This is a genomic window from Ralstonia sp. 110700041-2 (assembly GCF_056280165.1).
Genome location: NZ_JBSFAI010000002.1, coordinates 198666 through 222788, shown reverse-complemented (window position 1 = coordinate 222788; position 24123 = coordinate 198666). Strand labels below are relative to the sequence as shown.

Annotated in this window: 19 protein-coding genes and 1 tRNA gene; 15 read left to right on the top strand and 5 right to left on the bottom strand. The window is 62.8% G+C overall.

Translation table 11 applies throughout. From position 1 onward, the window contains the following. The first annotated feature begins 22 nt into the window (after positions 1–22). The 3 genes from ACUXH0_RS03575 to ACUXH0_RS03565 all read left to right on the top strand — a co-directional run bounded on the left by ACUXH0_RS03575 (position 23) and on the right by ACUXH0_RS03565 (position 3300). Positions 23–1357 (top strand): NAD(P)/FAD-dependent oxidoreductase, encoded by a 1335-nt coding sequence (locus ACUXH0_RS03575; RefSeq protein ID WP_009241170.1) that lies wholly within the window; start codon positions 23–25, stop codon positions 1355–1357. Between the two features lie 108 nt (positions 1358–1465). Beyond that, positions 1466–2344 (top strand): dienelactone hydrolase family protein, encoded by an 879-nt coding sequence (locus tag ACUXH0_RS03570; RefSeq protein WP_009241169.1) that lies wholly within the window; start codon positions 1466–1468, stop codon positions 2342–2344. 149 nt (positions 2345–2493) lie between these two features. Then, positions 2494–3300, top strand: coding sequence for a ZIP family metal transporter (locus ACUXH0_RS03565; protein WP_009241168.1), 807 nt, complete (start codon positions 2494–2496; stop codon positions 3298–3300). 69 nt (positions 3301–3369) lie between these two features. Here ACUXH0_RS03565 and ACUXH0_RS03560 read toward each other — a convergent pair whose 3' ends face one another. The 3 genes from ACUXH0_RS03560 to ACUXH0_RS03550 all read right to left on the bottom strand — a co-directional run bounded on the left by ACUXH0_RS03560 (position 3370) and on the right by ACUXH0_RS03550 (position 6464). Then, positions 3370–4257: a sulfurtransferase gene (locus tag ACUXH0_RS03560; protein WP_009241167.1), complete on the bottom strand. Its 888-nt coding sequence runs from the start codon at positions 4255–4257 to the stop codon at positions 3370–3372. A 21-nt stretch (positions 4258–4278) separates the two neighbouring features. Continuing rightward, entirely contained in the window at positions 4279–5268 is a 990-nt protein-coding gene (locus tag ACUXH0_RS03555; protein WP_004631081.1) for a DMT family transporter, read from the bottom strand. Between the two features lie 98 nt (positions 5269–5366). Beyond that, positions 5367–6464, bottom strand: a complete 1098-nt coding sequence (locus ACUXH0_RS03550; RefSeq protein ID WP_004631080.1) for an aromatic ring-hydroxylating oxygenase subunit alpha — start codon at positions 6462–6464, stop codon at positions 5367–5369. Positions 6465–6878: 414 nt separating this feature from the next. On the opposite strand from ACUXH0_RS03550, the gene ACUXH0_RS03545 reads away from it, so the two are divergent. The 4 genes from ACUXH0_RS03545 to folE2 all read left to right on the top strand — a co-directional run bounded on the left by ACUXH0_RS03545 (position 6879) and on the right by folE2 (position 11094). Beyond that, the gene (locus ACUXH0_RS03545; protein ID WP_009241166.1) at positions 6879–7163 is read left to right on the top strand and encodes an exodeoxyribonuclease VII small subunit; all 285 of its coding nucleotides are present in this window, start codon (positions 6879–6881) and stop codon (positions 7161–7163) included. Further along, positions 7160–8071 (top strand): polyprenyl synthetase family protein, encoded by a 912-nt coding sequence (locus ACUXH0_RS03540; RefSeq protein ID WP_009241165.1) that lies wholly within the window; start codon positions 7160–7162, stop codon positions 8069–8071. The genes ACUXH0_RS03545 and ACUXH0_RS03540 overlap by 4 nt, the downstream gene beginning before the upstream one ends. Before the next feature lie 56 nt (positions 8072–8127). Next, the gene (gene dxs, locus ACUXH0_RS03535; protein WP_024972412.1) at positions 8128–10038 is read left to right on the top strand and encodes a 1-deoxy-D-xylulose-5-phosphate synthase; all 1911 of its coding nucleotides are present in this window, start codon (positions 8128–8130) and stop codon (positions 10036–10038) included. A 249-nt stretch (positions 10039–10287) separates the two neighbouring features. After that, on the top strand, positions 10288–11094 hold the full coding sequence (gene folE2 / locus ACUXH0_RS03530; protein WP_004631071.1) for a GTP cyclohydrolase FolE2: 807 nt from the start codon (positions 10288–10290) through the stop codon (positions 11092–11094). Positions 11095–11140: 46 nt separating this feature from the next. On the opposite strand, the gene tsaD is transcribed toward folE2, so the two are convergent. Continuing rightward, on the bottom strand, positions 11141–12184 hold the full coding sequence (gene tsaD / locus ACUXH0_RS03525; protein WP_009241163.1) for a tRNA (adenosine(37)-N6)-threonylcarbamoyltransferase complex transferase subunit TsaD: 1044 nt from the start codon (positions 12182–12184) through the stop codon (positions 11141–11143). Positions 12185–12279: 95 nt separating this feature from the next. Between tsaD and ACUXH0_RS03520 the strand changes: the two genes are divergently transcribed. The 4 genes from ACUXH0_RS03520 (at position 12280) to dnaG (ending at position 18713) form a co-directional block, all read left to right on the top strand. Further along, positions 12280–13503 (top strand): BaiN/RdsA family NAD(P)/FAD-dependent oxidoreductase, encoded by a 1224-nt coding sequence (locus ACUXH0_RS03520; protein ID WP_009241162.1) that lies wholly within the window; start codon positions 12280–12282, stop codon positions 13501–13503. Positions 13504–14542: 1039 nt separating this feature from the next. Continuing rightward, complete coding sequence (ltrA, locus tag ACUXH0_RS03515) at positions 14543–16240, top strand: group II intron reverse transcriptase/maturase (protein WP_182593764.1); 1698 nt, start codon at positions 14543–14545, stop codon at positions 16238–16240. Between the two features lie 171 nt (positions 16241–16411). Continuing rightward, positions 16412–16861 (top strand): GatB/YqeY domain-containing protein, encoded by a 450-nt coding sequence (locus ACUXH0_RS03510; RefSeq protein WP_024542213.1) that lies wholly within the window; start codon positions 16412–16414, stop codon positions 16859–16861. 40 nt (positions 16862–16901) lie between these two features. Next, positions 16902–18713, top strand: coding sequence for a DNA primase (gene dnaG, locus ACUXH0_RS03505; RefSeq protein WP_009241160.1), 1812 nt, complete (start codon positions 16902–16904; stop codon positions 18711–18713). Between the two features lie 108 nt (positions 18714–18821). On the opposite strand, the gene ACUXH0_RS03500 is transcribed toward dnaG, so the two are convergent. After that, complete coding sequence (locus tag ACUXH0_RS03500) at positions 18822–19202, bottom strand: hypothetical protein (RefSeq protein ID WP_232295855.1); 381 nt, start codon at positions 19200–19202, stop codon at positions 18822–18824. Between ACUXH0_RS03500 and rpoD the strand changes: the two genes are divergently transcribed. The 4 genes from rpoD to ACUXH0_RS03480 all read left to right on the top strand — a co-directional run bounded on the left by rpoD (position 19195) and on the right by ACUXH0_RS03480 (position 24053). Further along, positions 19195–21516, top strand: a complete 2322-nt coding sequence (gene rpoD, locus ACUXH0_RS03495; protein ID WP_232295854.1) for an RNA polymerase sigma factor RpoD — start codon at positions 19195–19197, stop codon at positions 21514–21516. The two genes, ACUXH0_RS03500 and rpoD, sit on opposite strands and share 8 nt — an antisense overlap. A gap of 108 nt (positions 21517–21624) precedes the next feature. Further along, a tRNA-Ile gene (locus tag ACUXH0_RS03490) sits at positions 21625–21712 on the top strand. A 443-nt stretch (positions 21713–22155) separates the two neighbouring features. Further along, positions 22156–22284, top strand: coding sequence for a hypothetical protein (locus tag ACUXH0_RS03485; protein ID WP_259393662.1), 129 nt, complete (start codon positions 22156–22158; stop codon positions 22282–22284). A 173-nt stretch (positions 22285–22457) separates the two neighbouring features. After that, positions 22458–24053, top strand: coding sequence for a DUF2957 domain-containing protein (locus tag ACUXH0_RS03480; RefSeq protein WP_009241158.1), 1596 nt, complete (start codon positions 22458–22460; stop codon positions 24051–24053). The last annotated feature ends 70 nt before the right edge of the window (positions 24054–24123 follow it).

Genomic DNA, 24123 nt, shown 5'->3' with positions numbered 1-24123 from the left:
TCAACGGCTCCAGGAGAGGCACATGGCAGGGCAGACGGGTGGCGCAGGCGGTACGAACGGGCCTCGCATTGTGGTGGTCGGCGGGGGCGCCGGCGGGTTGGAGCTTGCAACACGGCTCGGCGACAAGCTCGGCAAGCGCGGCGCGGCGCAGATCATTCTGGTCGACCGCAACCCCACACACATCTGGAAACCGCTGCTGCATGAAGTTGCTGCCGGCAGCATGGATCCGAACACGCATCAGCTCGAATACGCTGCGCAGGCGCGCTGGCATGGCTTCGAATTCCAGCAGGGCGAGCTGAAGGGCCTCGATCGCGTCGCCAAATCCATCATGGTGTCCGGATGCGTTGACGCGGACGGCACCGAGGTGCTTCCCGAGCGCGCCATTTCGTACGACACGCTGGTGCTGTCAATCGGCAGCGTGACGCATTTCTTCGGCGTGCCTGGCACGGCCGAGCACGCCATCGCCCTCGACACCGCATGGCAGGCCGAGCGCTTTCGCCGCAGGCTCATCGCAGCGTGCATGCGCGCGCAGAACGGTGTGGGCGATGCACGTCCGCAGGTGGATATCGCCATCGTCGGGGCGGGTGCCACGGGCGTCGAACTGTCGGCTGAGCTGCGCAACACCGCCCACGTGTTGGCGGCTTATGGGCTGCACAAGCTGGACCCGCGCCACGACATCCGCATCCATCTGATCGAAGGCGGTCCGCGTATTTTGCCGGTGCTCAAGGAGCGCATTTCGGCTGCGACCACGGAGCTGCTGCGCAAGCTCGACGTGGACGTCATCACCAGCGAACGCGTGACCGAAGTCACCGCCAGCGCCGTCAACACGGCCAGCGGCAAGTTCATTCCGGCGGATCTGACCGTGTGGGCTGCAGGCATCCGTGCACCGTCGGTGCTGGGCGAACTGGGGCTGCCGGTGAACAAGCTGGGGCAGGTGATCGTTTCGCGCACGCTGCAAGTAGAAGGCGATGATTCGATCTACGCGTTTGGCGATTGCGCAAGCTGCCCCTGGCCCGAGGCGTCGTCCAGCGTGCCGCCGCGTGCCCAGGCTGCGCATCAGCAAGCCACGTATCTGTTCGATGCGCTGCGCAAGCGCATGGACGGCAGGCCAGTCCAACCCTTCGCGTTCAAGGATCTCGGCTCGCTGGTGTCGCTCGGCCATTTCAGCGCGGTCGGAAGCCTGATGGGCGGGCTGATCGGCGGTTCGATGTTCATCGAAGGCTTGATGGCGCGGCTGATGTACACGTCGCTGTATCGCATGCACGTGCTGGCGCTGCACGGCTGGGTGCGCATGTCGGTCGATACGGTCATGCACTGGCTGCGCAGCAAGACGAATCCGCGCGTCAAGCTGCACTAGGCCCGTCCTCGTGGCCGAGCCGGATGTCTGGCTCGGCAACAATGCATTTGCTTCGGTAGACTAGCCGCTTCGTTCACCGTAACCGCCCGTGGGCGCGAGGAGAGTGCGATGCAGCTTGATGCAGAAGTGGAGAGTCTGGTACCCGGCCGCAGCTTTGATCGTCGCGGTTTCATGAAGACGGCGCTGGGCTCAGCCTTTGCGGCGGCGGTGCTGCCAGTGTCGGCGCAGACCGTCCATACCGATTTCAATGGGCTGACGGCCGGAGAGGTGACCGTGCCGGTGGGCGATTTCAAGATGCCGGCCTATCGGGCCCAGCCAGAAGGCAAGACGAAGCTGCCAGTGGTGATCGTCATCAGCGAGATCTTTGGCGTACACGAATACATTGCCGATATCTGCCGGCGCTTTGCCAAGCTCGGTTATCTGGCGATCGCGCCTGAACTGTTTGTGCGCCAGGGCGATCCGCGTGCTTATGGGACGGTGCAGGAAACCGTTGCCAACGTGGTTTCAAAGGTGCCGGATTCCCAGGTGGCGGGCGATATCGACGCCACGATCGCATGGGCCACCGAGAACGGCGGCGACGCGGCGCGTATTGGCATGACCGGCTTCTGCTGGGGCGGGCGCCAAGTCTGGCTGGCTGCGGAGCGCAACCCCGGCATCAAGGCTGCAGTAGCGTGGTACGGGCCGCTGAAGGGCAATCCGAATCCGCTGCAACCGGTTTCGCCCGTCGACAAGGTGGACGAACTGAAAGCGCCCGTGCTGGGTCTCTACGGCGCGAAGGACACCGTGATCACGGAAGACGTGCGCGACACGATGAAGGTCGCGCTGGAAAAATCCAGGAACCCCAAGGCGCATGCATCGCGCATCATCGTGTACCCGAATTCCGGCCACGCATTTCACGCTGACTACCGCCCGAGCTATGTGAAGGCGGATGCGGAAGATGGCTGGAAGAAGTGCCTCGCCTGGTTCAAGGATCACGGCGTGGTGTAGCAGCGCGACGCGCCGAACGCGAAAGGCTCTGGGGAGTCGCCCCGGGGCCTTTTCTTTTGCCTGCACTGGCAAAGGTTGGCAAAGCGGCATACAATCCGCCCTTCTTGCAACTCTGTTGCGTTTATTGGCTCCCGCTGCGTCACCTCCGCATGACCTTCGATACCACCCTGTTAGGCATTCTCCTGGCCACTGCGCTGTCTGGCATCGGCAGCATGGCGGGCGCTGCCGCGCTGTCTCTGACCGTGCTGTCGCGCATGGTCGATCGGATGGTCAGTTTCTCGGTGGGCGTGCTGCTGGCCACGTCGCTGCTGCATTCGTTGCCGGAGGCGTTCGAAGCCCATCGCGGCATCGAGCCCAATACGCATGCGTTGTTCGCCACGTTGCTCGCCGGGCTGCTGGGTTTTTTCCTGCTGGAAAAGATCTCACTGATCCGCCATTCACATCACCACGAGGGTGATGGGCACGGCCATCACCACGGCCATGACCGGCAGGAAGCCGGGCGCAGTGGCCTGATGATCCTCGTGGGCGATGGGCTGCATAATTTTTCGGACGGGATCGTGATTGCGGCGGCGTTCCTGGCGGACACTAAGGTCGGCATCGTCACGGCGCTGGCGATTGCTGCACACGAGATCCCGCAAGAGATCGGCGACTTCATGGTGCTACTCAACGCCGGGTTTTCCAAGACGCGCGCCTTTGTCTACAACCTGATCTGCAGCGTTTGCGCGCTGGTGGGCGCGGTGCTGGGTTACTACCTGCTGGACCGCCTGACGTCGTGGATTCCATACGTGCTCGTGGTGGCGTCGAGCAGCTTCATCTACATCGCCGTATGCGATCTCATGCCGCAGATGAAGCGCCGGCCGCGCTGGCAGGAATCGGCGGTGCAGGTCGCCTTGATTACGGCGGGCATCGCGATGATCTTTCTGCTGACCGAAGGTTTGCACGGTCACGCACATTGAGGCGGCGCATCGGCTTCAAGAAAAAGCCCGGTCGATATCGGGCTTTTTGCTGCGCGCCGGATTCGCAGATTACGGATTCGGCCCCGTCGCCACCGGGCGCGACGGGTCGCTGCACCACTCGCTCCATGAGCCGGCATAGAGCGCGGCGCCCGTGAGGCCGGCGATCTCCATGGCCAAGGCGTTGTGGCAGGCGGTCACGCCCGAACCACATTGCAGCGTCGCGTCTTGCGGCCGTGCGCCGGCCAGTACGCCCGCGAAGTCGGCGCGCAATTGTTCCGCGGGCTTGAACGTGCCATCGGCCTGCAGGTTGTCGCGGAAGAACCGGTTGCGCGCGCCAGGGATGTGGCCGCCAACGGGATCCAGCGTTTCATTCTCGCCGCGGTAGCGGTCGGGGGCACGTGCGTCGACGACGGGCTTGTCGGCGTGGCCCAGGTATTTCTGCACGATATCGGCCGTCACCAACTGCACGAGCGAGGGCTTGCGCGTGATGTTGCCGGGCGTGGCGTTGAGCTGCGGTTCTTCCGGGATGACCTGGTCGACGGGGAAGTACGCCGCTTCCCAAGCCTGCAGGCCACCATCAAGCACGGCCACGTCGGCATGGCCGACCCAGCGCAGCAGCCACCACAGGCGCGCGGCGTACATGCTGCCCTGGCGGTCATACGCGACGACTTGCGTGTCATCGTTCACGCCCAGCGCCTGCAGGCGCGCAATTAGTGCCTCTGCATCGGGCAGCGGATGGCGGCCGTTGGTGCCGGTTTTGGGGCCCGACAGTTCGTTGTCGAGATGCATGTAGAACGCGCCGGGCACATGGCTGGCGTGATACGCATCGCGCCCCGCAGCGGGATTGGCGAGGTCAAAGCTGCAATCGATGACCACCACCGCTTCGGGTGCGCTCTGCTGCAGTGCGGCCAGTTGCGGTGCGGTGATGAGGGTGGCGTAGTGAGCGCGTTCGCTCATGGCGGCAATCTCCTGGGTCGATCAAACTTCCGGGTGAATCTCGGCTTCCGGGCCCGACACGGCTGTCTGCGGCGTCGGATGCTCGGTGCCCGACTGGCGGGCGCGCATGACGGTGGTCACGATGCCGCTGCCGATGATGAGCGCCATGCCCGCCCACGACAGCGCGTTCAGGTGGTCATTCCACAGCAACATACCCCACCCGCTCGCAAAGACAATGCCGGTGTATTGCAGGTTGGCAGTCAGGAGCGTATTACCGCGCTTGTAGGCTCGCGTCATGGCGGTCTGGCCCAGCGTGGCCAGCAGCCCGACAGCCAGCAGCAGGCCGGCGCTATGCCACGTATGCGATTGCGCCCCGCCGATCAGCATCCACACGCCGCCGGCAATTGCGCTCACCAGGGAAAAGTAAAACACGATGCGTGCCTCGTTCTCGCCCAGGTCGCCCAGTTGGCGGACCTCTACATAGGCGAGGGCGGTGAACACGCCAGAGACCAGCCCGACCATGCCGCCGGCGAGCTGGGATGGCCCGCCGCCCACGCTCGGTTGCAGTAGGCACAGCACACCGACAAACGACATCAGGATCGCAGCCACCATCTTCTTGTCGGCGCCCGCGGCTTTGCCGGCCATTGCAGCACCCGCGCCGATGATCAGCGCAATCCACACCGGCGACATGTAGTTCAGCGTCATGGCTGTTGCCAGCGGTAGCAGGCTGATCGACGTGAACCACAGCAGAAGCGACGTTACGCCGAACACGCTGCGCTTGATGTGCGCCGTGAGATAGGGTGTGCGGATGCCCGCGCCTGTCTTGGCGAGGACGGCGCCCATCAGCGTCATGCCGATCACGCTGCGGTAGAAGACGATCTCGCCGGTGCTGTAATGCGCCGAGGCCAGTTTTACGCACACGCCCATTGCCGAGAAGGCGAAAGCGGCGAGGATCATCCACAGCGATTGGCGGGAGGAGCTTTCGACCGTCTGGGCGGCAGTCTGAGCAGCGGTGGCAGTATCGGCAGGCATGGCGAGGGAGAGGGGCGAAAAAAAACGGTGCGGCCCGTGGGGGCTGCACCGTTCCTATTGTGACGCGGAAGGCTGCGGATGCCTACCTCAGTCGTTGCTTAGTAGTGCATCGTGCGCCGATACCATTCGTGGAAGTGCTGCATGCCGTCCTCCATGGGCGACTGGTACGGGCCGACTTCGCTCGTGCCGCGTTTGAGCAGCGCTAGGCGCCCCGCGTCCATGCGCTCGGCAATCTCGTCGTCCTCGATGCACGTTTCCATATAGGCGGCGCGCTCGGCTTCAACGAATTCACGCTCGAACAACACGATCTCTTCCGGGTAGTAGAACTCGACCACGTTGCGCGTCTTGGTCGGGCCGAGCGGATGCAGCGTCGAGACCACCAGCACGTTCGGATACCACTCGACCATCACGTTCGGGTAGTACGTGAGCCACACCGCGCCGTACTTCGGCATCTCGCCGTTGTTGAAGCGAAGCACGGCGTCGTGCCACTTCTGGTAGGCCGGTGTGCCGGGTTTGCGCAAATTGGCATGAATGCCGACCGTCTGCACGCTGTGCCACTCGCCAAACTCCCATTCCAGGTCGTCACACGAGACGAACTGGCCGAGGCCAGGATGGAAGGGCACGACGTGGTAGTCCTCGAGGTACACCTCGATGAAGGTCTTCCAGTTGTAGTTGCAGTCGTGCACCTCGACGTGGTCGAGCATGTAGCCGGAAAAATCGAGATCGCGCGCCACGCCTAGGCGAGCGAGGTCTTCACGCACGTCACGCTTGCCTTCGAACAGCAGACCGTTCCAGTTCTGCAGCGGCGAGCGCGAAAGATGCACGCATGGTTGCTTCTCGAAGTGCGGTGCGCCCAGCAAGTCGCCCTGCAGGTCGTATGTCCAGCGATGCAGCGGGCAGACGATGTTCTGGGCATTGCCGCGCCCATTGAGCATGATTGCCTGCCGATGCCGGCACACGTTGGAGAGCAGCTCGACGCCGTTCGGGTTGCGCACCAGCACGCGGCCTTCGGCCTCGGCGGCAAGCGTGTGATAGTCGCCGACTTCCGGGACCATCAACTCATGGCCGACGTAGCCGGGGCCATGTTTGAACAGACGTTCGATTTCAGTTTGATACAGCGCCTCGTCGAAGTAAGCAGAGACGGGCAGCTGGGTTTCAGACGGCACCAGATTCAGTGCGGCGCTGAGATTGGACATTATCCCCACTCCCAATAACGGTGAAAGCAGTGAACAACCCAACCATCGACAAGATCGATTTGGGAAAGGACGCCATCGGCAGGTGGCCTAGGGTCTGTTGAGGTAGGAAACGAGCGCTTGCTGGCCCCCGCTTGGGCCAACGACCATACGTTCAATGGGCCAACAGACCCAAACCATCGTGCGGAGCGGCGTACACCGGCCCGGCCTTTGGAGGAAAGGGGGGGATTGTACCCCAGGGAAATTGATAAGTCCCTGATTTTCGACCGCTTTCTGCCGCCAGTCGCTCGGTGGCCAGGCTGACGATGCCCTGCCTTGCCGTTGCAAACCGCTACCCCAGGCGTTGCGGGATGTGCGCAGAACGCACGCGGAATTGCCGTAAAATGCCAGATTGTCCTTTTTTGATTCGCAATCGGCATGCCCCGTGCCCCAAACGACGCCCCCAGCGCGTCCGCCACACCCTCCGCTACGCCGGCTTCCTATGAAGCGGCCATGGCCGAACTCGAAACCCTCGTCGCCAGCATGGAATCCGGTGAATTGCCGCTGGAGGCCTCGCTTGCGGCGTATCGACGCGGGGCGGAACTGGTCAAGTACTGCCAGCAGGTGCTAGAGCGCGTGGAGCAACAGGTGCGCGTGCTTGACGGCGATGCCCTGAAGCCGTTGGGCGACGATAGCAACACGAACGAACAGGGCGACGCATGAGCGATTTCGCCCAATGGATGGCGTCTGTGGTCGCGCGGACGGAAGTTGCGCTCGAGCGCGCGCTGCCGGCCGAAACCGTCTCGCCACAACGTCTGCATGCCGCCATGCGGTACGCCACGCTGGGTGCGGGAAAGCGTGTGCGCCCATTGCTGGCACATGCTGCCGGTGCGCTGGGCGACGCATCGCCGGAGGCGCTAGACGGCGTGAGTTGCGCGGTGGAGATGATCCACGCCTATTCGCTCGTCCACGACGACATGCCTTGCATGGACGACGACGATCTGCGCCGTGGCCGTCCCACCGTACATCGCGCCTATGATGAAGCGACGGCCCTTCTGGTAGGTGACGCCTTGCAAACGCAGGCGTTCATCGTGCTGGCAGAGCAGGGTGCGGTGCGCCCGGCCACGCGTGCAGTGCTGATGGGCGAACTGGCGCGCGCCTCGGGTTCGCAGGGCATGGCAGGCGGCCAAGCGATCGATCTGCAGAGCGTTGGCATTGCGCTGTCGCAAGACGAACTGGAAGCGATGCACCGCATGAAGACCGGTGCGCTCCTGCGGGCGAGCCTGCGGATGGGCGCGCTCTGTGCTGAGGTGAATGCCGCTGCCTTGGAGCATGTCGATGCTTATGCGGGTGCTGTCGGCCTCGCGTTCCAGGTGGTCGACGACATTCTCGATGTGACGGCCGATACCGCCACGCTGGGCAAAACTGCGGGCAAGGACGAGGCCAACGACAAACCGACTTACGTGTCCATCCTTGGGTTGGACAAGGCCCGGGCACTGGCCGATGAGCTGCACGCCGCGGCGGGAGCGGCGGTCGCGGAACTGGCCCGCGAGATCGGCTGTGAAGCGGGCCGAGCCCGTACCGTTCGATTGGCCGAGATGGCCGACCTGATCGTGCGGCGTGGCCACTGAACAACATTGCATCGACGTTAGAAGTCTTTGCCAAAACGCCTGAGCGGCGGTCCCACATGACGTACGAACTTCTGAACACCATCGACGATCCGGCCGACCTGCGCCGACTGGACCGCCGCCAACTCGGGCCGCTGGCCAACGAGTTGCGCGCCTTCGTGCTCGATTCCGTCTCGCAAACGGGCGGCCATCTGTCGTCGAACCTGGGCACGGTCGAATTGACCATCGCACTGCACTACGTCTTCAACACGCCGGAAGACCGCATCGTGTGGGACGTCGGCCACCAGAGCTATCCGCACAAGATCCTCACGGGCCGCCGCGACCAGATGGGCTCGCTGCGCCAGCTGGACGGCATCTCCGGTTTCCCGCGCCGCAGCGAGAGCCCGTACGACACGTTCGGCACCGCGCACTCGTCCACGTCGATTTCGGCTGCGCTTGGCATGGCCCTGGGCGCCAAGACCAAGGGTGAAGACCGCGTCGCCATTGCGGTGATCGGCGACGGTGCGATGAGCGCCGGCATGGCCTTCGAGGCGATGAACAACGCGGGCGTCTATAAAGACCTGCCGCTGGTGGTCGTGCTCAACGACAACGACATGTCGATCTCGCCGCCGGTGGGCGCGCTGAATCGCTATCTGGCGCGGCTGATGAGCGGGCAGTTTTACGCGGCCACCAAGAAGGGCGTGGAAAAACTGCTGTCGGTGGCGCCGCCGGTGCTCGAGTTTGCCAAGCGCTTCGAGGAACACACCAAGGGCATGTTCGTGCCGGCCACGATGTTCGAGGAGTTCGGCTTTAACTACATCGGCCCGATCGACGGGCACGATCTCGAATCGCTGGTGCCGACGCTGCAGAACATCCGCCAGCGCGCGCGTGAAGGCGGCGGGCCGCAGTTCCTCCACGTCGTCACCAAGAAGGGCCAGGGTTACAAGCTGGCCGAGGCCGATCCGATCCTTTATCACGGCCCGGGCAAGTTCAACCCGCAGGAAGGCATCAAGCCTTCGGGGCGCCCAGCCAAGGTGACGTATACGCAGGTGTTTGGCCAGTGGCTGTGCGATATGGCGGCGGCCGACAAGCGCTTGGTGGGTATCACGCCGGCCATGCGAGAAGGCTCCGGGATGGTGGAGTTCGAGCAGCGCTTTCCCGACCGCTATTACGACGTCGGCATCGCCGAGCAGCACGCCGTCACCTTCGCCGGCGGTCTGGCATGCGAGGGGCTGAAGCCCGTCGTCGCCATCTATTCGACGTTCCTGCAGCGGGGCTATGACCAGTTGATCCACGATGTGGCGCTGCAGAACTTGCCGGTGGTATTCGCGCTGGACCGTGCGGGTCTGGTGGGCGCAGACGGCGCCACGCACGCGGGTGCCTACGACATTGCCTACCTGCGCTGCATCCCCAACATGATGGTGATGACGCCGGCCGACGAGAACGAATGCCGCCAGCTTTTGAGTACCGCGTTCGCGCAGGACTGCCCGACAGCGGTGCGCTATCCGCGTGGTGCCGGTACGGGCGTGGCGGTGCAGCCGACGCTGGAGCCGCTGCCTGTGGGCAAGGCCGAAGTGCGCCGCACGTCCACGGCTCCGGCCGGCCAGCGCGTTGCGATTCTGGCGTTTGGTTCGATGGTTGCCCCTGCTTCGGCAGCAGCTGAGCGTTTGGATGCGACCGTTGTCAACATGCGCTTCGTCAAGCCGCTCGACGTGGCCTGCGTGCTGGAAATGGCTCGCACGCACGATTTCGTGGTCACGGCAGAGGAAGGTTGCGTGATGGGCGGCGCCGGCAGCGCCTGCCTGGAAGCGCTGGCTGCCGCCGGTGTTGCAACGCCGGTATTGCAGCTCGGCCTGCCCGACCGCTTTGTCGATCACGGTGATCACGCGGCGCTGCTGGCGCAGTGCGGGCTGGATGCCAATGGCATCCTCGCTTCCATCCGCGAGCGTTTTGCCGTGCAGCCGCGCGCTGCAGCCCCGCGCGTCGCCTGAGGCACTTTGGCGCCGTGCCATAGGCAGAATCAATCACCCGCATTGCAGCCGCGGGTTTGAGTAGTTGACTGCAAAGGTAGGAAATTTCTTTTACACTCCGCCAGTCTTATTTTTGAATTGTGTGCGCAGTCGCGGGATGGGCAGATTGGATCACTTGAGGGGTGGTCACCGTCAGCCAGGTTCCGCGGTTTCACACTCGTTGCGTGCCGGCCGACTGCGATGGCCGGGCGACCGTAAAGGAAACCGATCATGAACGATATGAACCCGGCTTTCGCGATGCCGGACGTGCAGTCCAGCCACGATACCCGCCAGATTCCCATTCAGCGTGTTGGCGTGCGCGGCGTGCGTTACCCGATGTCGCTGCAAACCCCTTCAGGCGTGCTGAACACCGTCGGCACGTACAATCTTGACGTGCATCTGCCGGCCGACCAGAAGGGCACGCACATGTCGCGCTTCGTCGCGCTGCTTGAAGAAGAGCGCGAGCCGCTGAATCTGGCGCAGTTCCAGTTGCTGCTGGAAAAGATGCTGGAGAAGCTCGAAGCCGACGCCGGCCGCATCGAAGTCCACTTCCCGTATTTCGTCAGCAAGACGGCCCCGGTGTCGGGCGTGCAGTCGCTGATGGACTATGAAGTGACGATGATTGGCGAAGTGCGCGACGGCCACACCAAGGTCCGCGTCAAGGCGCTGGTGCCGGTGACGAGCTTGTGCCCATGCTCGAAGAAGATCTCGCAGTACGGTGCGCACAACCAGCGCTCGCACATCACGATCGACGCCGAGCTGGCGGCCGATACGCCGGTCGAGGCGCTCATTCGCATGGCCGAAGAAGAAGCGTCGTGCGAACTGTGGGGCCTGCTCAAGCGTCCGGACGAGAAGTTCGTGACCGAGCGTGCGTACGAAAACCCGAAGTTCGTGGAAGACCTGGTGCGCGATATCGCCATGCGCCTGAACCAGGACGATCGCATCGTCGCCTACACGCTGGAAGCGGAAAACTTCGAGTCGATTCACAACCACAGCGCCTATGCGCTGATCGAGCGCGACAAGCGCTCCGACAAGTAATCGCGCTGTGCCCCAAGAAAAAGCCGCTCAATCGAGCGGCTTTTTTTCATGCGTGCCGGATGCGGATGTCTTCGAGGTCCCAGCGTGGCGTGACGCCGTAGCCGTAGCCGTCCTGCACTTGTGCGGGGTCAGCCTGCAGCCGCATCGCGCCGGCAAAGGCGATCATCGCGCCGTTGTCGGTGCAGAACTGCAGGTCGGGGTAGTAGACGCGCAAGCCGCGCTTTTTGCCCTCGGCGTTCAAGCCCTCGCGCAACTGGCGGTTGGCGCCCACCCCACCGGCCACGACGATGCGCTTGAGGCCATGCTCGCGCGCGGCGCGCAGCGTCTTCTTGACCAGCACTTCGACGATAGCGTCGACAAACGCGCGCGCAAGATCGGCGCGCGGCTGATAACAGGTCTCGCTATCGGTCAGGTTGAGCTTGCGCACCTGGGTGAGCACCGCGGTCTTGAGGCCCGCGAACGAGAAATCGAAATTGCCCGAATGCAGCATCGGTCGGGGCAGGTCAAACACGCCCGGGTTGCCGAACTCGGCCAGGCGCGAAACGGCGGGGCCGCCCGGGTAGCCGAGGCCGAGCAGCTTGGCGGTCTTGTCGAAGGCTTCGCCGGCGGCGTCGTCGAGCGTCTCGCCGAGCAGCGTGTACTGGCCGACGGCATCGACGCGCATCAACTGCGTATGCCCGCCCGAGACGAGCAGCGCCAGGAACGGAAACTCCGGCCGGTCGGCCTCCAGCAACGGCGAGAGCAGGTGCCCCTCGAGGTGGTGCACGGCTACCAGCGGTTTGCCCAGTGCAAATGCCAGCGCGTTCGCCACCGAAGCGCCCACCAGCAGTGCGCCTGCCAGCCCGGGGCCCTTCGTATAGGCAATGGCGTCGATGTCCGCGCGTGTGGCGCCCGCCTTGCCGAGCACCTCTTCGAGCAGCGGAATCACGCGGCGGATGTGATCGCGCGAGGCCAGCTCGGGCACCACACCGCCGTATTCGCGGTGCATCGCGATCTGCGAATACAGCGCATGCGCGCGCAGGCCGGAGTGGGTGTCGTACAGGGCGACGCCGGTTTCGTCACAGGAGGATTCGATGCCGAGGACCAGCATGGCAGGCGGGGCGTGAGGAATGCAATGGGAAGGCTGCTGAAGATAGCACAAGTTAAAATGCGCGGTTTCTTCAAGAATAGGGCGGCGCAGCGATCATGATGCGGTGCGATGTAGCGGTGATCGGCGCAGGCGCGGCCGGGATGATGTGCGCGGCCGTGGCCGGGCAGCGCGGCGCACGTGTGGTGCTGATCGACCACGCGACGAAGCTGGCCGAGAAAATCCGCATCTCCGGCGGCGGCCGCTGCAACTTCACCAACGTCAACGCGGGCCCCGCCAACTACCTGTCGAACAACCCGCACTTCAGCCGTTCGGCGCTGGCGCGGTATACGGCGCAGGACTTCATCAGCCTTGTCTCCAGCTACCGCATTCCGTATCACGAGAAGCACAAGGGCCAGCTTTTCTGCGACGACAGTGCGGAAGACATCATCCGCATGCTCGAAACAGAATGCGAGCGGGGCAACGTCATCTGGCGCACCGGCTGCGCGATCGCTGAAGTCGGCAAGGACGGCGAGGCCTATCGCCTGTCGACCAGTGCGGGCGAGATCGTCGCCAACAAGGTGGTGATCGCCACGGGCGGCCTGTCCATCCCCAAGATCGGCGCGACCGATTTCGGGTATCGCATTGCGCGCCAATTCGGTTTGAAGATCGTTGAGACGCACCCGGCATTGGTGCCGCTCACCTTCAACGCCGAGCATTGGGCGCCGTTCTCGGCGTTGTCGGGCGTGTCGATGGAAGTGGACGTGACCGTTGCGCAGCCTCCCGGCAAGGGCGGTCGCAAAGGGAGCGCGACGATGTTCCGCGAAGACTTGCTGCTGACCCATCGCGGGCTGTCGGGGCCGGCCGTGCTGCAAATCTCCAGTTTTTGGCATGCCGGCCAGCCGCTTCTTATCGATCTGCTGCCGGACACCGACGCCGGGCAGTGGCTGTGCGATGAGAAAACCGGCTCACGCAAGCAACTCGGTACGTTCCTGGCGCAGCGCCTGCCGGAACGCGTCGCGCAGGCATGGTGCGCCACGCACGGCGCCAACCCGCAGGCGCCGATTGCCGAGCTGCCCGACAAGGTGCTGCGCACACTTGGCGCCGCACTCAACCGCTGGGAATTGACCCCGTCCGGCAGCGAAGGGTATCGGAAAGCCGAGGTGACGCGCGGCGGGGTCGATACGCGCGCGCTGTCATCCGCCACCATGGAGGCCCAATCGGCACCCGGCCTGTACTTCATCGGCGAGGTGGTCGACGTGACAGGCTGGCTCGGCGGCTACAACTTCCAGTGGGCGTGGGCTTCGGCCGTCGCGGCAGGAGAGGCTGCCTCGGCCCGTTGATCCCCCACGGATCTGTCCTGGAACTGTTCGGGTTCTGTGCTACGATCAGTGATCCAGTGCGACACGGCACACTCCGTGGAGAGGGGCTGGCCCTCTTAAATCAACCAGTTCGCCGGTTCAGGACGATGCCCCAGTTCTGAATGCAGGACGGCAGCGAGGCAATAGACATGTAATGAAGCGCTGGTCGGTGAGCTATCCTCACCCGGCCGCGCAATGCAATGACCTGACTACCATCAGGTTCCGCCCAGTCAGCGGCTTCACCCCCGCTGACAGGCGGAGTGACGTTTGTATGCCCGGCGCCTCTCGGCAGCCGAGCCATTGCAAATGAGTAAACCCGGAGCGCAAAGCTCTGCGCGTTATTGTTCAGCCGGTCATGCTCGCAAGGGTGCACCGGTAGCGAACCTGCTATGCGACTAGCAGTAGCCTACGGAGACAGGCGCCACTGGTAACGGCGACGTCTGAAGCTCTCCTGACAATGTAGCCCCCGCAAGGGTGTCGTCTAACCGTGAGGTGGACGGCAGAGATCCTGAGCAGCAACGGGGTCGAGGAGCTAGGCTGGCTGGTAGGGGCAACCGATGTGAATTGCTGATAAACACCGTGATGATCGAGGTGCCTAAGCTGCTGACAGGCACTAACCAAAAGGTACGTGGTCGGTTACTCCGTTTGGATTTCGGAGTACGTCGCTCTCAGAACCACCGGTGAAAAAGCAGGCCCTAACCCAGTCTTGTAACGCGTAGGGAACGTGGTAAGCCCGTATGGCTGCCCGAGTGCTGTTGGCTCGGGCAGGCGGACCGCAAGGAACGCTGTTGGCTGTGCGGGTATGGGAGGTTGGAGAAAGCGAATGCCGGGCTGTAATGGTCCGGATAGGGGTTGGAACATCACCCCACGCGAAAGCGTGCAGACTTCCAACTGGTCTTTCGTCGCAAGACGGCTGACAGAAACTCGTGAATTGAAATTTCTTCCCTTGAGGGGCAACGCGTCCCTCAGGGGGCGTGCTGTCTCTTGCTGTCTGGGAAGGCTCTCAAGATAGGAGAACAGCATGGAAGCAATCATTGAAACGAATGATTCTGCGTTCTCCGGCGCGCCGCAAAGCTGGACGGCCATTCAATGGCGTCGAGTCGAGCGGAACGTCCGGGCAATGCAGATACGAATTGCGAAGGCAACACAGGAAGAGGATTGGCGCCGGGTGAAAGCCCTGCAGCGATCCTTGACCCGCTCGTTCAGTGCGAAAGCATGGGCAGTCAAGCGAGTGACGGAGAACCAAGGCAAGCGAACGGCAGGCGTCGATCGCGAACTGTGGGGCTCGCCTGAAGTCCGGTGGAAAGCCATCGGACGGTTGAAACGCCGAGGATATCGGCCCCTGCCATTGCGGCGGGTCTATATTCCCAAGGCCAATGGGAAGGAGCGCCCACTAGGCATTCCGACCATGTTGGACCGAGCCATGCAGGCCCTGTACCTGCTGGCGCTGGAACCAGTGTCCGAAGGGACGAGCGATCCGAACTCGTATGGGTTCCGGATAAATCGATCCACGGCGGATGCCATGTCACAGCTATTCGTCTCCCTTTCCCAGAAGGCTTCGGCCCAATGGGTGTTGGAGGCGGATATCAAAGGCTGTTTTGACCATATCAGTCATGACTGGCTGGAGCGCAATGTCCCGATGGACAAAGCAATCTTGCGGAAGTGGTTGAAGGCTGGCGTGGTATTTCAGGGCCAGTTTCAGGCGACCGAGGCTGGGACGCCGCAGGGAGGCATCATCTCCCCGACATTGGCGAACGTGGCATTGAATGGCTTGGAGACTGAACTGGTAGCGTTCTTGCGAACGACTCTGGGGGTTGCCAAGACCGCGAAGCTGAAAGTGAACATTGTGCGGTACGCGGACGATTTCGTTATCACCGGTGACACGCCGGAGCGGTTGGAAAACGAGATCAAGCCCTGGGTGGAGCAATTCCTAGCGGTACGGGGATTGTCGCTGTCCACGGAGAAAACGCGGATCGTCAACATTGCGGAAGGCTTCGACTTCCTCGGGTGGAATTTCCGGAAGTACTCGGGAAAACTGCTCATCAAGCCGAGCAAGAAGAACGCGCAAGCGTTCTATCGCAAGGTAAAGGAGGTCATCAGTGCCAATAAGACGGCGAAGCAGGAGGACCTGATCCGACTGCTGAACCCGATGTTGCGGGGCTGGGCGCAGTATCACCGCCCCGTGGTAGCCAAGGCGACGTTTAGCCGCGTGGAGAACGACATCTTTCGCGCTCTATGGCGGTGGGCCAAACGGCGACATCCGCAGAAGTCCAGAGACTGGGTGAAAAAGAAATACTTCACGCCGGTTGCGGGACGGAACTGGGTGTTTGGAACCGAAGTCGATGACGGCGACGGCAGCAAATGGTGGACGGAGTTGTACTCGCTTGCGAGCACACCCGTCGTGCGCCACAAGAAGATCAAAGGGAGCTACAACCCCTTCGACCCAGCGCAGGAAATGTACGGTGAAACATTGCGTCAGGGGCGATTGCTGCAAAGCATGTCGCACCGGAAGCAATGGATCAAACTGTATATGGACCAGCGAGGCTTGTGCGCTCTGTGTCAGTGCATGATGACCGAGGAGACGGGGTGGCATGACCACCACATCGAGTATCGCGCACGCGGTGGCTCGGATGTCCTTGGAAATCGTGTTCTGCTGCACCCAAGTTGTCATGCTCAGGTGCATGCCAATGGCATCAAGGTTGTGAAGCCGGCCCTATAATTAGGGTTTTGCAAAGGCTTGAGCCGTATGCGGGGAAACTCGCACGTACGGTTCTTAGGGGGGGATGGGTCAGCAATGACCTGTCCCTACCCTCCTTTTTCAAAGTTTGCAACCCGCTGGGCCCACCGTCCAAGCGGGTTTTGCCGTTTATCGGAGTTCGGAATGTCGCAGTTGTCCCTCAAGGCACAGATCACGGAAGACATGAAGGCCGCCATGCGCGCCAAGGAAACGGATCGTCTGGGCACGATCCGTCTGTTGCAGGCTGCCATCAAGCAGCGCGAGGTGGACGAACGCATTGAACTGGATGACGCTGCCGTGCTGGCCGTGATCGACAAGATGCTCAAGCAGCGCAAGGATTCCATCACCGCATTCGAGCAAGCCGGCCGTGACGATCTCGTCGCCAAGGAAGCGGCAGAGGTGGCCGTGCTGCAGGTCTATATGCCCGCGCAACTGTCGGAAGCCGAAGTCGACGCTGCGGTGCGTGACGCCGTGGCCAAGGCCGGCGCAGCTGGCCCGCAAGACATGGGCAAGGTGATGGGCATCCTCAAGCCCGCCCTGGCCGGCCGCGCCGACATGACGCAAGTCTCGGCACGCGTGAAGGCCGCCCTGGCGGGCGCCTGAATCCCCTCCACCCTCGCAGCATCCAAGGGGCGCACCCCGCGTGATCCCGCAGCCGTTCATTGACGATCTGCTCAACCGCGTCGATATCGTCGACGTGGTGGGCCGTTACGTGCAGTTGAAGAAGGGCGGCGCCAATTTCATGGGGCTGTGCCCCTTCCATAACGAGAAGTCGCCGTCGTTCTCGGTGTCGCCCACCAAGCAGTTCTATCACTGCTTCGGCTGCGGCGCGCATGGGTCGGCCATCGGCTTCCTGATGGAGTTTTCCGGGCAATCGTACGTCGAGGCCATCAAGGATCTTGCGCAGTCCGTGGGCATGGTGGTGCCCGAAGAGCGCGGTGGCCTGCCGCCCGCCGCGCGTGCGGAGCAGCAAGCCAAGACCGTCGCACTCGGCGACGTCATGGCCCGTGCCTGCGACCACTACCGCAAGCAATTGCGCAGCGCCCCCAATGCCATCCAATACCTCAAAGGCCGCGGCCTGACGGGCGAGATCGCCGCACACTTCGGCCTCGGCTATGCGCCGGACGATTGGCAATCGCTCGAAGCCGTGTTCGGCCCATACCGCGAAGACGCCACTGCCGCACCGCTCATCGAAGCCGGCCTCGTCATTGAAAGCGAGAAGACCGGCGCCGATGGCTCGCACCGCCGCTACGACCGCTTCCGCGATCGCATCATGTTCCCCATCCGCAATACCAAAGGCGTGGTGATCGGCTTTGGCGGCCGGGTGCTGGGGCAAGGCGAGCCGAAATATCTCAACTCCCCCGAAACGCCGCTGTTCAGCAAGGGCACCGAGCTGTACGGGCTGTTCGAGGCACGCAACGCCATCCGCGAGTTCGACTATGTGCTGGTCGTGGAAGGCTATATGGACGTCGTCGCGCTGGCGCAGCTGGGGTTTGCCAATGCGGTGGCCACGCTGGGCACGGCGTGCACGCCGACTCACGTGCAGAAGCTGCTGCGGCAGGTCGACACTGTCATCTTCTCGTTTGATGGAGATAGCGCCGGGCGCCGCGCCGCACGTCGTGCGCTCGAAGCCTGCCTGCCGCACGCCACCGACAACAAGACCATCAAGTTCCTCTTCCTGCCCGCCGAGCACGATCCGGACAGCTTCGTGCGCGAAGAGGGCACCGAGGCCTTCGCCCGTGAAGTGCACAACGCGATGCCGCTGTCGCGCTTCCTGCTCCAGGCGGTGACCGAAGATCTCGACCTGCGTCAACCCGAGGGCCGTGCCCGCGCCCAATACGAGGCCAAGCCGCTGCTGAGCGCCATGCCCGCCGGCGGCCTGCGCCTGCAGATTGTGCGCGGCCTGGCCGACATGACAGGCACCACGCCTGCCGACATCGAAGCGCTATGTGGCCTTCGCAGCGACCCGGCCCAAGCGGGCCGCATGACGCAAAAGCGGCCCCGCGTGGCGCGCACCGCACCTACGGCGCTTGAGCAGAAGGTGTTGCGCCTGCTGATGCGCTATCCCGCGCTGGCCGCTCGGCTCGACGCCGATGCCCGCGCCCAGTTGACAGCGCCGCAATTGCCCCAAGGTGAGGTATTGGCGGCGCTGCTGGGCGAATGCGATGCTGTGGGTCCGGAAGTGCACTTCGGCGCCTTTGTTGAGCGCTTGGGGCAGACGCCCTATGCCGAGGCCTTTGCCGGGCTGCGCACGGCTGTGCTCCAGGACGACATCGAACTGGAGCCGGCCATGTCCGAATTCGATACTGCCGTACAAAAGATGCTCGCCGAGCCGCTCAAGCGCGAGCTGGAGATGTTGCAGCGCAAGATGGAAGCCGGCCATGCCGGCGACGACGACAAGGAGCGCATGCGCTGGCTGGTGGGCGAAATCAGCCGCCGCCGACAGCTCGTGTAGCGCATGCGCCGCAGAGGCAAGCTCCAAGCGGGGCGGGCAATTGCGGGTAGCCCCTTGATTTTTCAGGCGAAAACCCGACTTTCGTTTAGACCGGCTTGGTCTGGCGTGCTAGAATAGCCGGTTTGGATTGCAAGTCCTTTTTCCCATTTTTGGGGGAGTGAGCGTGCCCATGGTGAAGGTGAAGACCTCCGCGAAGGCCGGTTCCAAGGCCAGTCCTGCTTCTGTTTCTGCCAAGCGATCCTCATCGGCGCGCGGCTCGGGAGGAGGAAAGCCACCAGCGGGAACGGCGAAAGTCGCAAATGGTCGGATCCATATGGGGCAGGCAGGATCGACAGGGGTGAAGGCCACTGTGCCGGCAAAGACGGGGAAAACCCAGCCGCGCCAGACCGCCGATATCGCCGTCGCCGCCAAGACTGTCAAACCGACAGCGCGCACAAAGGGCGCGATCCAATCTTCAACCTCAGGCAAGGTCTCGACGTCGATGAGCACGAGCGCCAGACCTGGCGGCACAGCCGCTTCCGTCGCACTCAAGGGCAAGACAACCACCGTGGCGAAATCGAAAGTTACCGAAGTCGAGAGCAAGCAGACCCCTGCCAGCGCAAGCGCAACCAAGACGGGTACCGCTCGTACCAACACCGCAGCCAAGCCAGCCAAGGCGGCCGCGGAAGACACCAAGCGCACCGCCCAGGCAGAGGCCACCCCCACAACTCCTCCCGCGCCCCGCGCCGAGGCAGCAGCCGAGCCCAAGAAGCGCGGCCGCAAGCCCAAGGCAGAGACGCAGGCAGACGACAGCAGCACGGACGTGACTGAAGAATTTGACACCCCCGCCGCTCCGGCACCGAAAACCGAAAAGCTGAAGGCCCGTGACCGCAAGGCCAAGGAAAAAGCCCTGCTCAAGGAATTCGCTGCCTCGCAGCAAGGCGGTTCGGAAGAAGAGCTTGAGGCCCGCCGCCAGAAGCTCAAGGCGCTGATCAAGCTGGGCAAATCGCGCGGCTACCTGACCTACGCCGAAATCAACGACCACCTCCCCGACGACATGGTCGATGTGGAGTCGCTGGAAACGTTGGTTGCCACGCTCAACGACATCGGCGTTGCCGTGTACGAGCAGGCGCCGGACGCCGAAACGCTGCTCCTGAACGACAACGCACCTTCCGTGACCACGGAAGAGGAAGCTGAAGAAGAAGCTGAAGCCGCGCTGTCGACGGTTGACTCCGAATTCGGCCGCACGACCGACCCGGTGCGCATGTACATGCGCGAAATGGGCACGGTCGAGCTGCTGACGCGCGAAGGCGAAATCGTGATCGCCAAGCGCATCGAAGCCGGCCTGAAGGACATGGTCATGGCCATCTCGGCCTGCCCGGTCACCATCTCCGAAATCCTCGCCATGGGCGAGCGCGTTGCCAACGACGAAGCCAAGATCGACGAGTACATCGATGGCTTGATCGATCCGAACGCTGAAGCCGATGCAGCCGCTGCTGCTGAGGAAGAAGAGGAATTCGAGGAAGAGGAAGCCGAAGAAGAGGGCGACGAAGAGGAAGACGAGGACGATGAAGGTGCCGGCGCTGCCGCAGCTTCGGCCCGTCAACTCGAAGAGCTCAAGCAGGCTGCGCTGCTCAAGTTTGGTGTGATCGGCGAGCAGTTCGACAAGATGCGCCGTGCGTTCGAGAAGGAAGGCTACAAGTCCAAGCCTTACGTGAAGGCGCAGGAAGCCATCCAGGCCGAACTGATGACGATCCGCTTCACGGCACGCAACGTCGAGCGCCTGTGCGACACGCTGCGCGGCCAGGTGGACGAAGTGCGCAAGCTCGAACGCGCCATCCTGAACATCGTGGTGGACAAGTGCGGCATGCCGCGCAGCGACTTCGTTGCGCGCTTCCCGGGCAACGAGACCAACCTGAAGTGGATCGAGACCGTGGTGGCCGACGGCAAGCCGTACAGCACCATCGTCGAGCGCAACGTGCCGGCCGTGCACGAACTGCAGCAAAAGCTGATCGACCTGCAGGCACGCGTGGTGCTGCCGCTGACCGAGCTGAAGGACGTCAACCGCAAGATGTCGGAAGGCGAGCGCCGCGCCCGTGAGGCCAAGCGCGAGATGACCGAGGCCAACCTGCGTCTGGTGATCTCGATCGCCAAGAAGTACACGAACCGCGGTCTGCAGTTCCTCGACCTGATCCAGGAAGGCAACATCGGCCTGATGAAGGCGGTGGACAAGTTCGAATACCGTCGCGGCTACAAGTTCTCGACGTACGCCACGTGGTGGATCCGTCAGGCCATTACGCGTTCGATCGCCGATCAGGCGCGCACCATCCGTATTCCGGTGCACATGATCGAGACGATCAACAAGATGAACCGCATCTCGCGTCAGATCCTGCAGGAAACCGGCAACGAGCCGGATCCGGCAACGCTGGCCGAGAAGATGGAGATGCCGGAAGACAAGATCCGCAAGATCATGAAGATCGCGAAGGAGCCGATCTCCATGGAAACGCCGATCGGTGACGACGACGACTCCCATCTGGGCGATTTCATCGAGGACACGAACACGCTGGCCCCGGCCGAAGCGGCGCTGCATGGCTCCATGCGCGGCGTGGTGAAGGACGTGCTCGATTCGCTGACGCCGCGCGAAGCCAAGGTGCTGCGCATGCGTTTTGGTATCGAGATGAGCACCGACCACACGCTGGAAGAAGTCGGCAAGCAGTTCGACGTGACCCGCGAGCGTATCCGTCAGATCGAAGCGAAGGCACTGCGCAAGCTGCGCCATCCGAGCCGCTCTGACAAGCTGAAGAGCTTCCTCGAGGGAAGCTGATCCTGTAGCGAAGCAGGCGATTTTCCGAGTGGGCTCGCGCCCACTTTCAGGTAAAATCCTGCATCGGGCCCGGCCTAAGCGCCGGGTCTCTTTTTTTCTCGTTTTACAGGGCCGGACGCCGTGCTGGTTGCAGGCAGCGGACTCATAATCCGCCTCCGAAAGGACACCGTGGGTTCGAATCCCACCCGGCCCACCATTCTTTCCCCTGCCGCCTTTTCTTCCCTTTCATCCGCGTTTGTGTGCCATTTCATGTGGCGGCTTTTTCTTTTTCTTTTTCTTACGCGCGTTATTGTTTCGGGATCGTATTTTGCTACCGCAGTTGCTCTCGGCGAAATATATTCATTTCGACATAATTAAATAAGCCGCATTGCGCGGGCATTCCCCCCAACCGGAGGGGGAGTTTAAAACGCTTCAAACGAAACGGTTTCATTTCCTCGTTTGAAAATCCGCGAAACCGCGCCGCGCCTGCTTGTGCGGGGGATTGCCGCCGCTGTTTTGAATGAAATCTCTATTTACTTCATACTCCGGGCGGACCATAGTTTCGGCCATAACGATAAGTAAATAGCCAGTAGCGTACCCTTCGGAGACACAGGATGTTACGCATTCAAAACGGGCCCTTCCAGCATTTCGCTTCTGCGCGTGCCCACGCGCGTCATCGCCATCGTCATCACTGCAGCAGCGGTGGTGAAGCTCATCCGCGCTAGCAGCATTACCACGATTTTTCTTGGGATCGGCGCCCAGCCGATCAGCGTGATACCGGCCGATTAGCGGTAGCGCGGCCCAAGCACGCCCGTCGTTTTTGATGTTTGCAAGTCGATCTGCCGACGGGGCAGGTCGTGCGCTGTCGGCTGTCGTTTGCCGACAGGCGGGGGTATTGACCGGCCGTTGCACACATTCGCCGGCCCACAACACAACAAGTTCCAAAACATGAGGAGACAACCATGGGTAGTCGACGTCATCTTTTTGTTGTCATGGCAACCAGTTGCATAGTTGCAATGCCGTTCATTGGCGGGTGCGGCGGGGCAGACGACCCCGGCTCGTCGGATGTTGCGCAGTGTTCGGGGAGTTCTTGTCCGCCTAGCGGAGCGAACACCACGCCCAGCACGCCAACCAGTCTGTGCCCGGCGGCGCTGGACTACACGACTACGTACACCGGCGGCTCGGGTAGCGGCGAGTACATCAAGGTCAAGTTCGACACGAGCAAGAACACGTACCAGATGCAGTTCCTCGAGTCGTCGGTGCCGACCTCGGCGGGCCAGGTCAATACGACGCGCAAGGGATTGATCATCGACGGTACGTTCGTGCATCCGGCCAACTTACCGACCCGCGAGCAGAACCGCTGCGCTTTCGTGCTGCAGTCGGGCAAGACGGCGGACAACAGCTACGCGATCACCGTCAATCCGCAGGATCCGCCGATGCTGTTTGTCGGTCAGGGCATCGTGGGGGGCGGCATCCCGGGGGCGACCATCCAGTTCGCAGGCATCCAGCCGATTCCGGGCGTCGTGATTGGCGCAGTGCCGTCGCGAACGTTCGATTTCTATCCGTTCCTGGGCTTCTCCGAGACGGTGACGGATTTCTCGCAGGTCGCGGGGCGCTACAACCAGGTCGGCGTGCATGTCACGCCCACGGGTTCGGGCAACCAAACCTCGGCGCCGCAAGGCTGGCAGCCCGATGCCGTCAACTGGACGCAAACGTTAAAAGCGGACGGCTCGTGTACGGCCGAAGGGATCGACTATTCCTGCCACACGACGGGCACGCCCTGGACGCTGCGTCAGAACACCGATGGCTCGCAGGACAACGTGTTTGTCAGCAACCCGACCAGCAGCAACGTGCCGTATCCGTATGTCGGCCAGGTCTCACCGCTGGTGCTGCTGGCGCCGAGCCAGGCCAAGGGCATTCTGATTGCCGGCAAGCTCAACGGACAGGTCGTGCCGGTGGTGATCCGTGTTGGCTATTCGCACAGCGATCCGACAAACCTGCTGGCTTCGGTGGCGGATGACCAGATCGGCATCTCGATCCTCTCGCCAGCAACGGCGATCCCGGCCAATGCGCTCAAGGGCGGTTTCGTTGGGGCGACCAGCGGCTCGGCTTGCGGCGTGGTCACCAACAATGGCCCGAGTGGTGCGCCCGCCAGCGGCAACGGCTTGAACGCTACGGTTGATCACCCGGAACTGTCCGGCTCCTTTAGTGGGGGCTTCTTCCACGCCAATGCCGGCAACTGCAGCGACGGGACGGCCGTGTCGACACTCGCCGCCAACTACACATCCACGTTGTTCCAGAACGGCACCGCGGCCTTCATCAACCCGCTCACATCGCGTGTGACAGCGCAGTTCGGGCTCGACTACACGCAAAGCGCGCCGGGCAAGCTGATCGTGACCGCGCAGAACGACTTCAACGCGCAAGGCGCCAGCGGCAACGTCGCGTTGTTCAAGGCCGGCGACACCGGCGTGGCCGTCAAGGTGGGCAACGTGTACGCGATGCTCATGAACAACAACAAGTACAACCCGTTCTTCACGGTCGGCGCATTTGTCCAGTGAGGCGCGCATCAATGCAAGCACATCCGGTGGCGGCATGCGCAATGTGTGCGCCGCCACCTCTGAACAACAA

Coding starts and splice junctions, on each gene's coding strand:
- ACUXH0_RS03575 (WP_009241170.1), top strand. CDS start 23: ATGGCAGGGCAGACGGGTGGCGCAGGCGGTACGAACGGGCCTCGCATT.
- ACUXH0_RS03570 (WP_009241169.1), top strand. CDS start 1,466: ATGCAGCTTGATGCAGAAGTGGAGAGTCTGGTACCCGGCCGCAGCTTT.
- ACUXH0_RS03565 (WP_009241168.1), top strand. CDS start 2,494: ATGACCTTCGATACCACCCTGTTAGGCATTCTCCTGGCCACTGCGCTG.
- ACUXH0_RS03560 (WP_009241167.1), bottom strand. CDS start 4,257: ATGAGCGAACGCGCTCACTACGCCACCCTCATCACCGCACCGCAACTG.
- ACUXH0_RS03555 (WP_004631081.1), bottom strand. CDS start 5,268: ATGCCTGCCGATACTGCCACCGCTGCTCAGACTGCCGCCCAGACGGTC.
- ACUXH0_RS03550 (WP_004631080.1), bottom strand. CDS start 6,464: ATGTCCAATCTCAGCGCCGCACTGAATCTGGTGCCGTCTGAAACCCAG.
- ACUXH0_RS03545 (WP_009241166.1), top strand. CDS start 6,879: ATGCCCCGTGCCCCAAACGACGCCCCCAGCGCGTCCGCCACACCCTCC.
- ACUXH0_RS03540 (WP_009241165.1), top strand. CDS start 7,160: ATGAGCGATTTCGCCCAATGGATGGCGTCTGTGGTCGCGCGGACGGAA.
- dxs (WP_024972412.1), top strand. CDS start 8,128: ATGACGTACGAACTTCTGAACACCATCGACGATCCGGCCGACCTGCGC.
- folE2 (WP_004631071.1), top strand. CDS start 10,288: ATGAACGATATGAACCCGGCTTTCGCGATGCCGGACGTGCAGTCCAGC.
- tsaD (WP_009241163.1), bottom strand. CDS start 12,184: ATGCTGGTCCTCGGCATCGAATCCTCCTGTGACGAAACCGGCGTCGCC.
- ACUXH0_RS03520 (WP_009241162.1), top strand. CDS start 12,280: ATGATGCGGTGCGATGTAGCGGTGATCGGCGCAGGCGCGGCCGGGATG.
- ltrA (WP_182593764.1), top strand. CDS start 14,543: ATGGAAGCAATCATTGAAACGAATGATTCTGCGTTCTCCGGCGCGCCG.
- rpoD (WP_232295854.1), top strand. CDS start 19,195: ATGAGCACGAGCGCCAGACCTGGCGGCACAGCCGCTTCCGTCGCACTC.
- ACUXH0_RS03480 (WP_009241158.1), top strand. CDS start 22,458: ATGGGTAGTCGACGTCATCTTTTTGTTGTCATGGCAACCAGTTGCATA.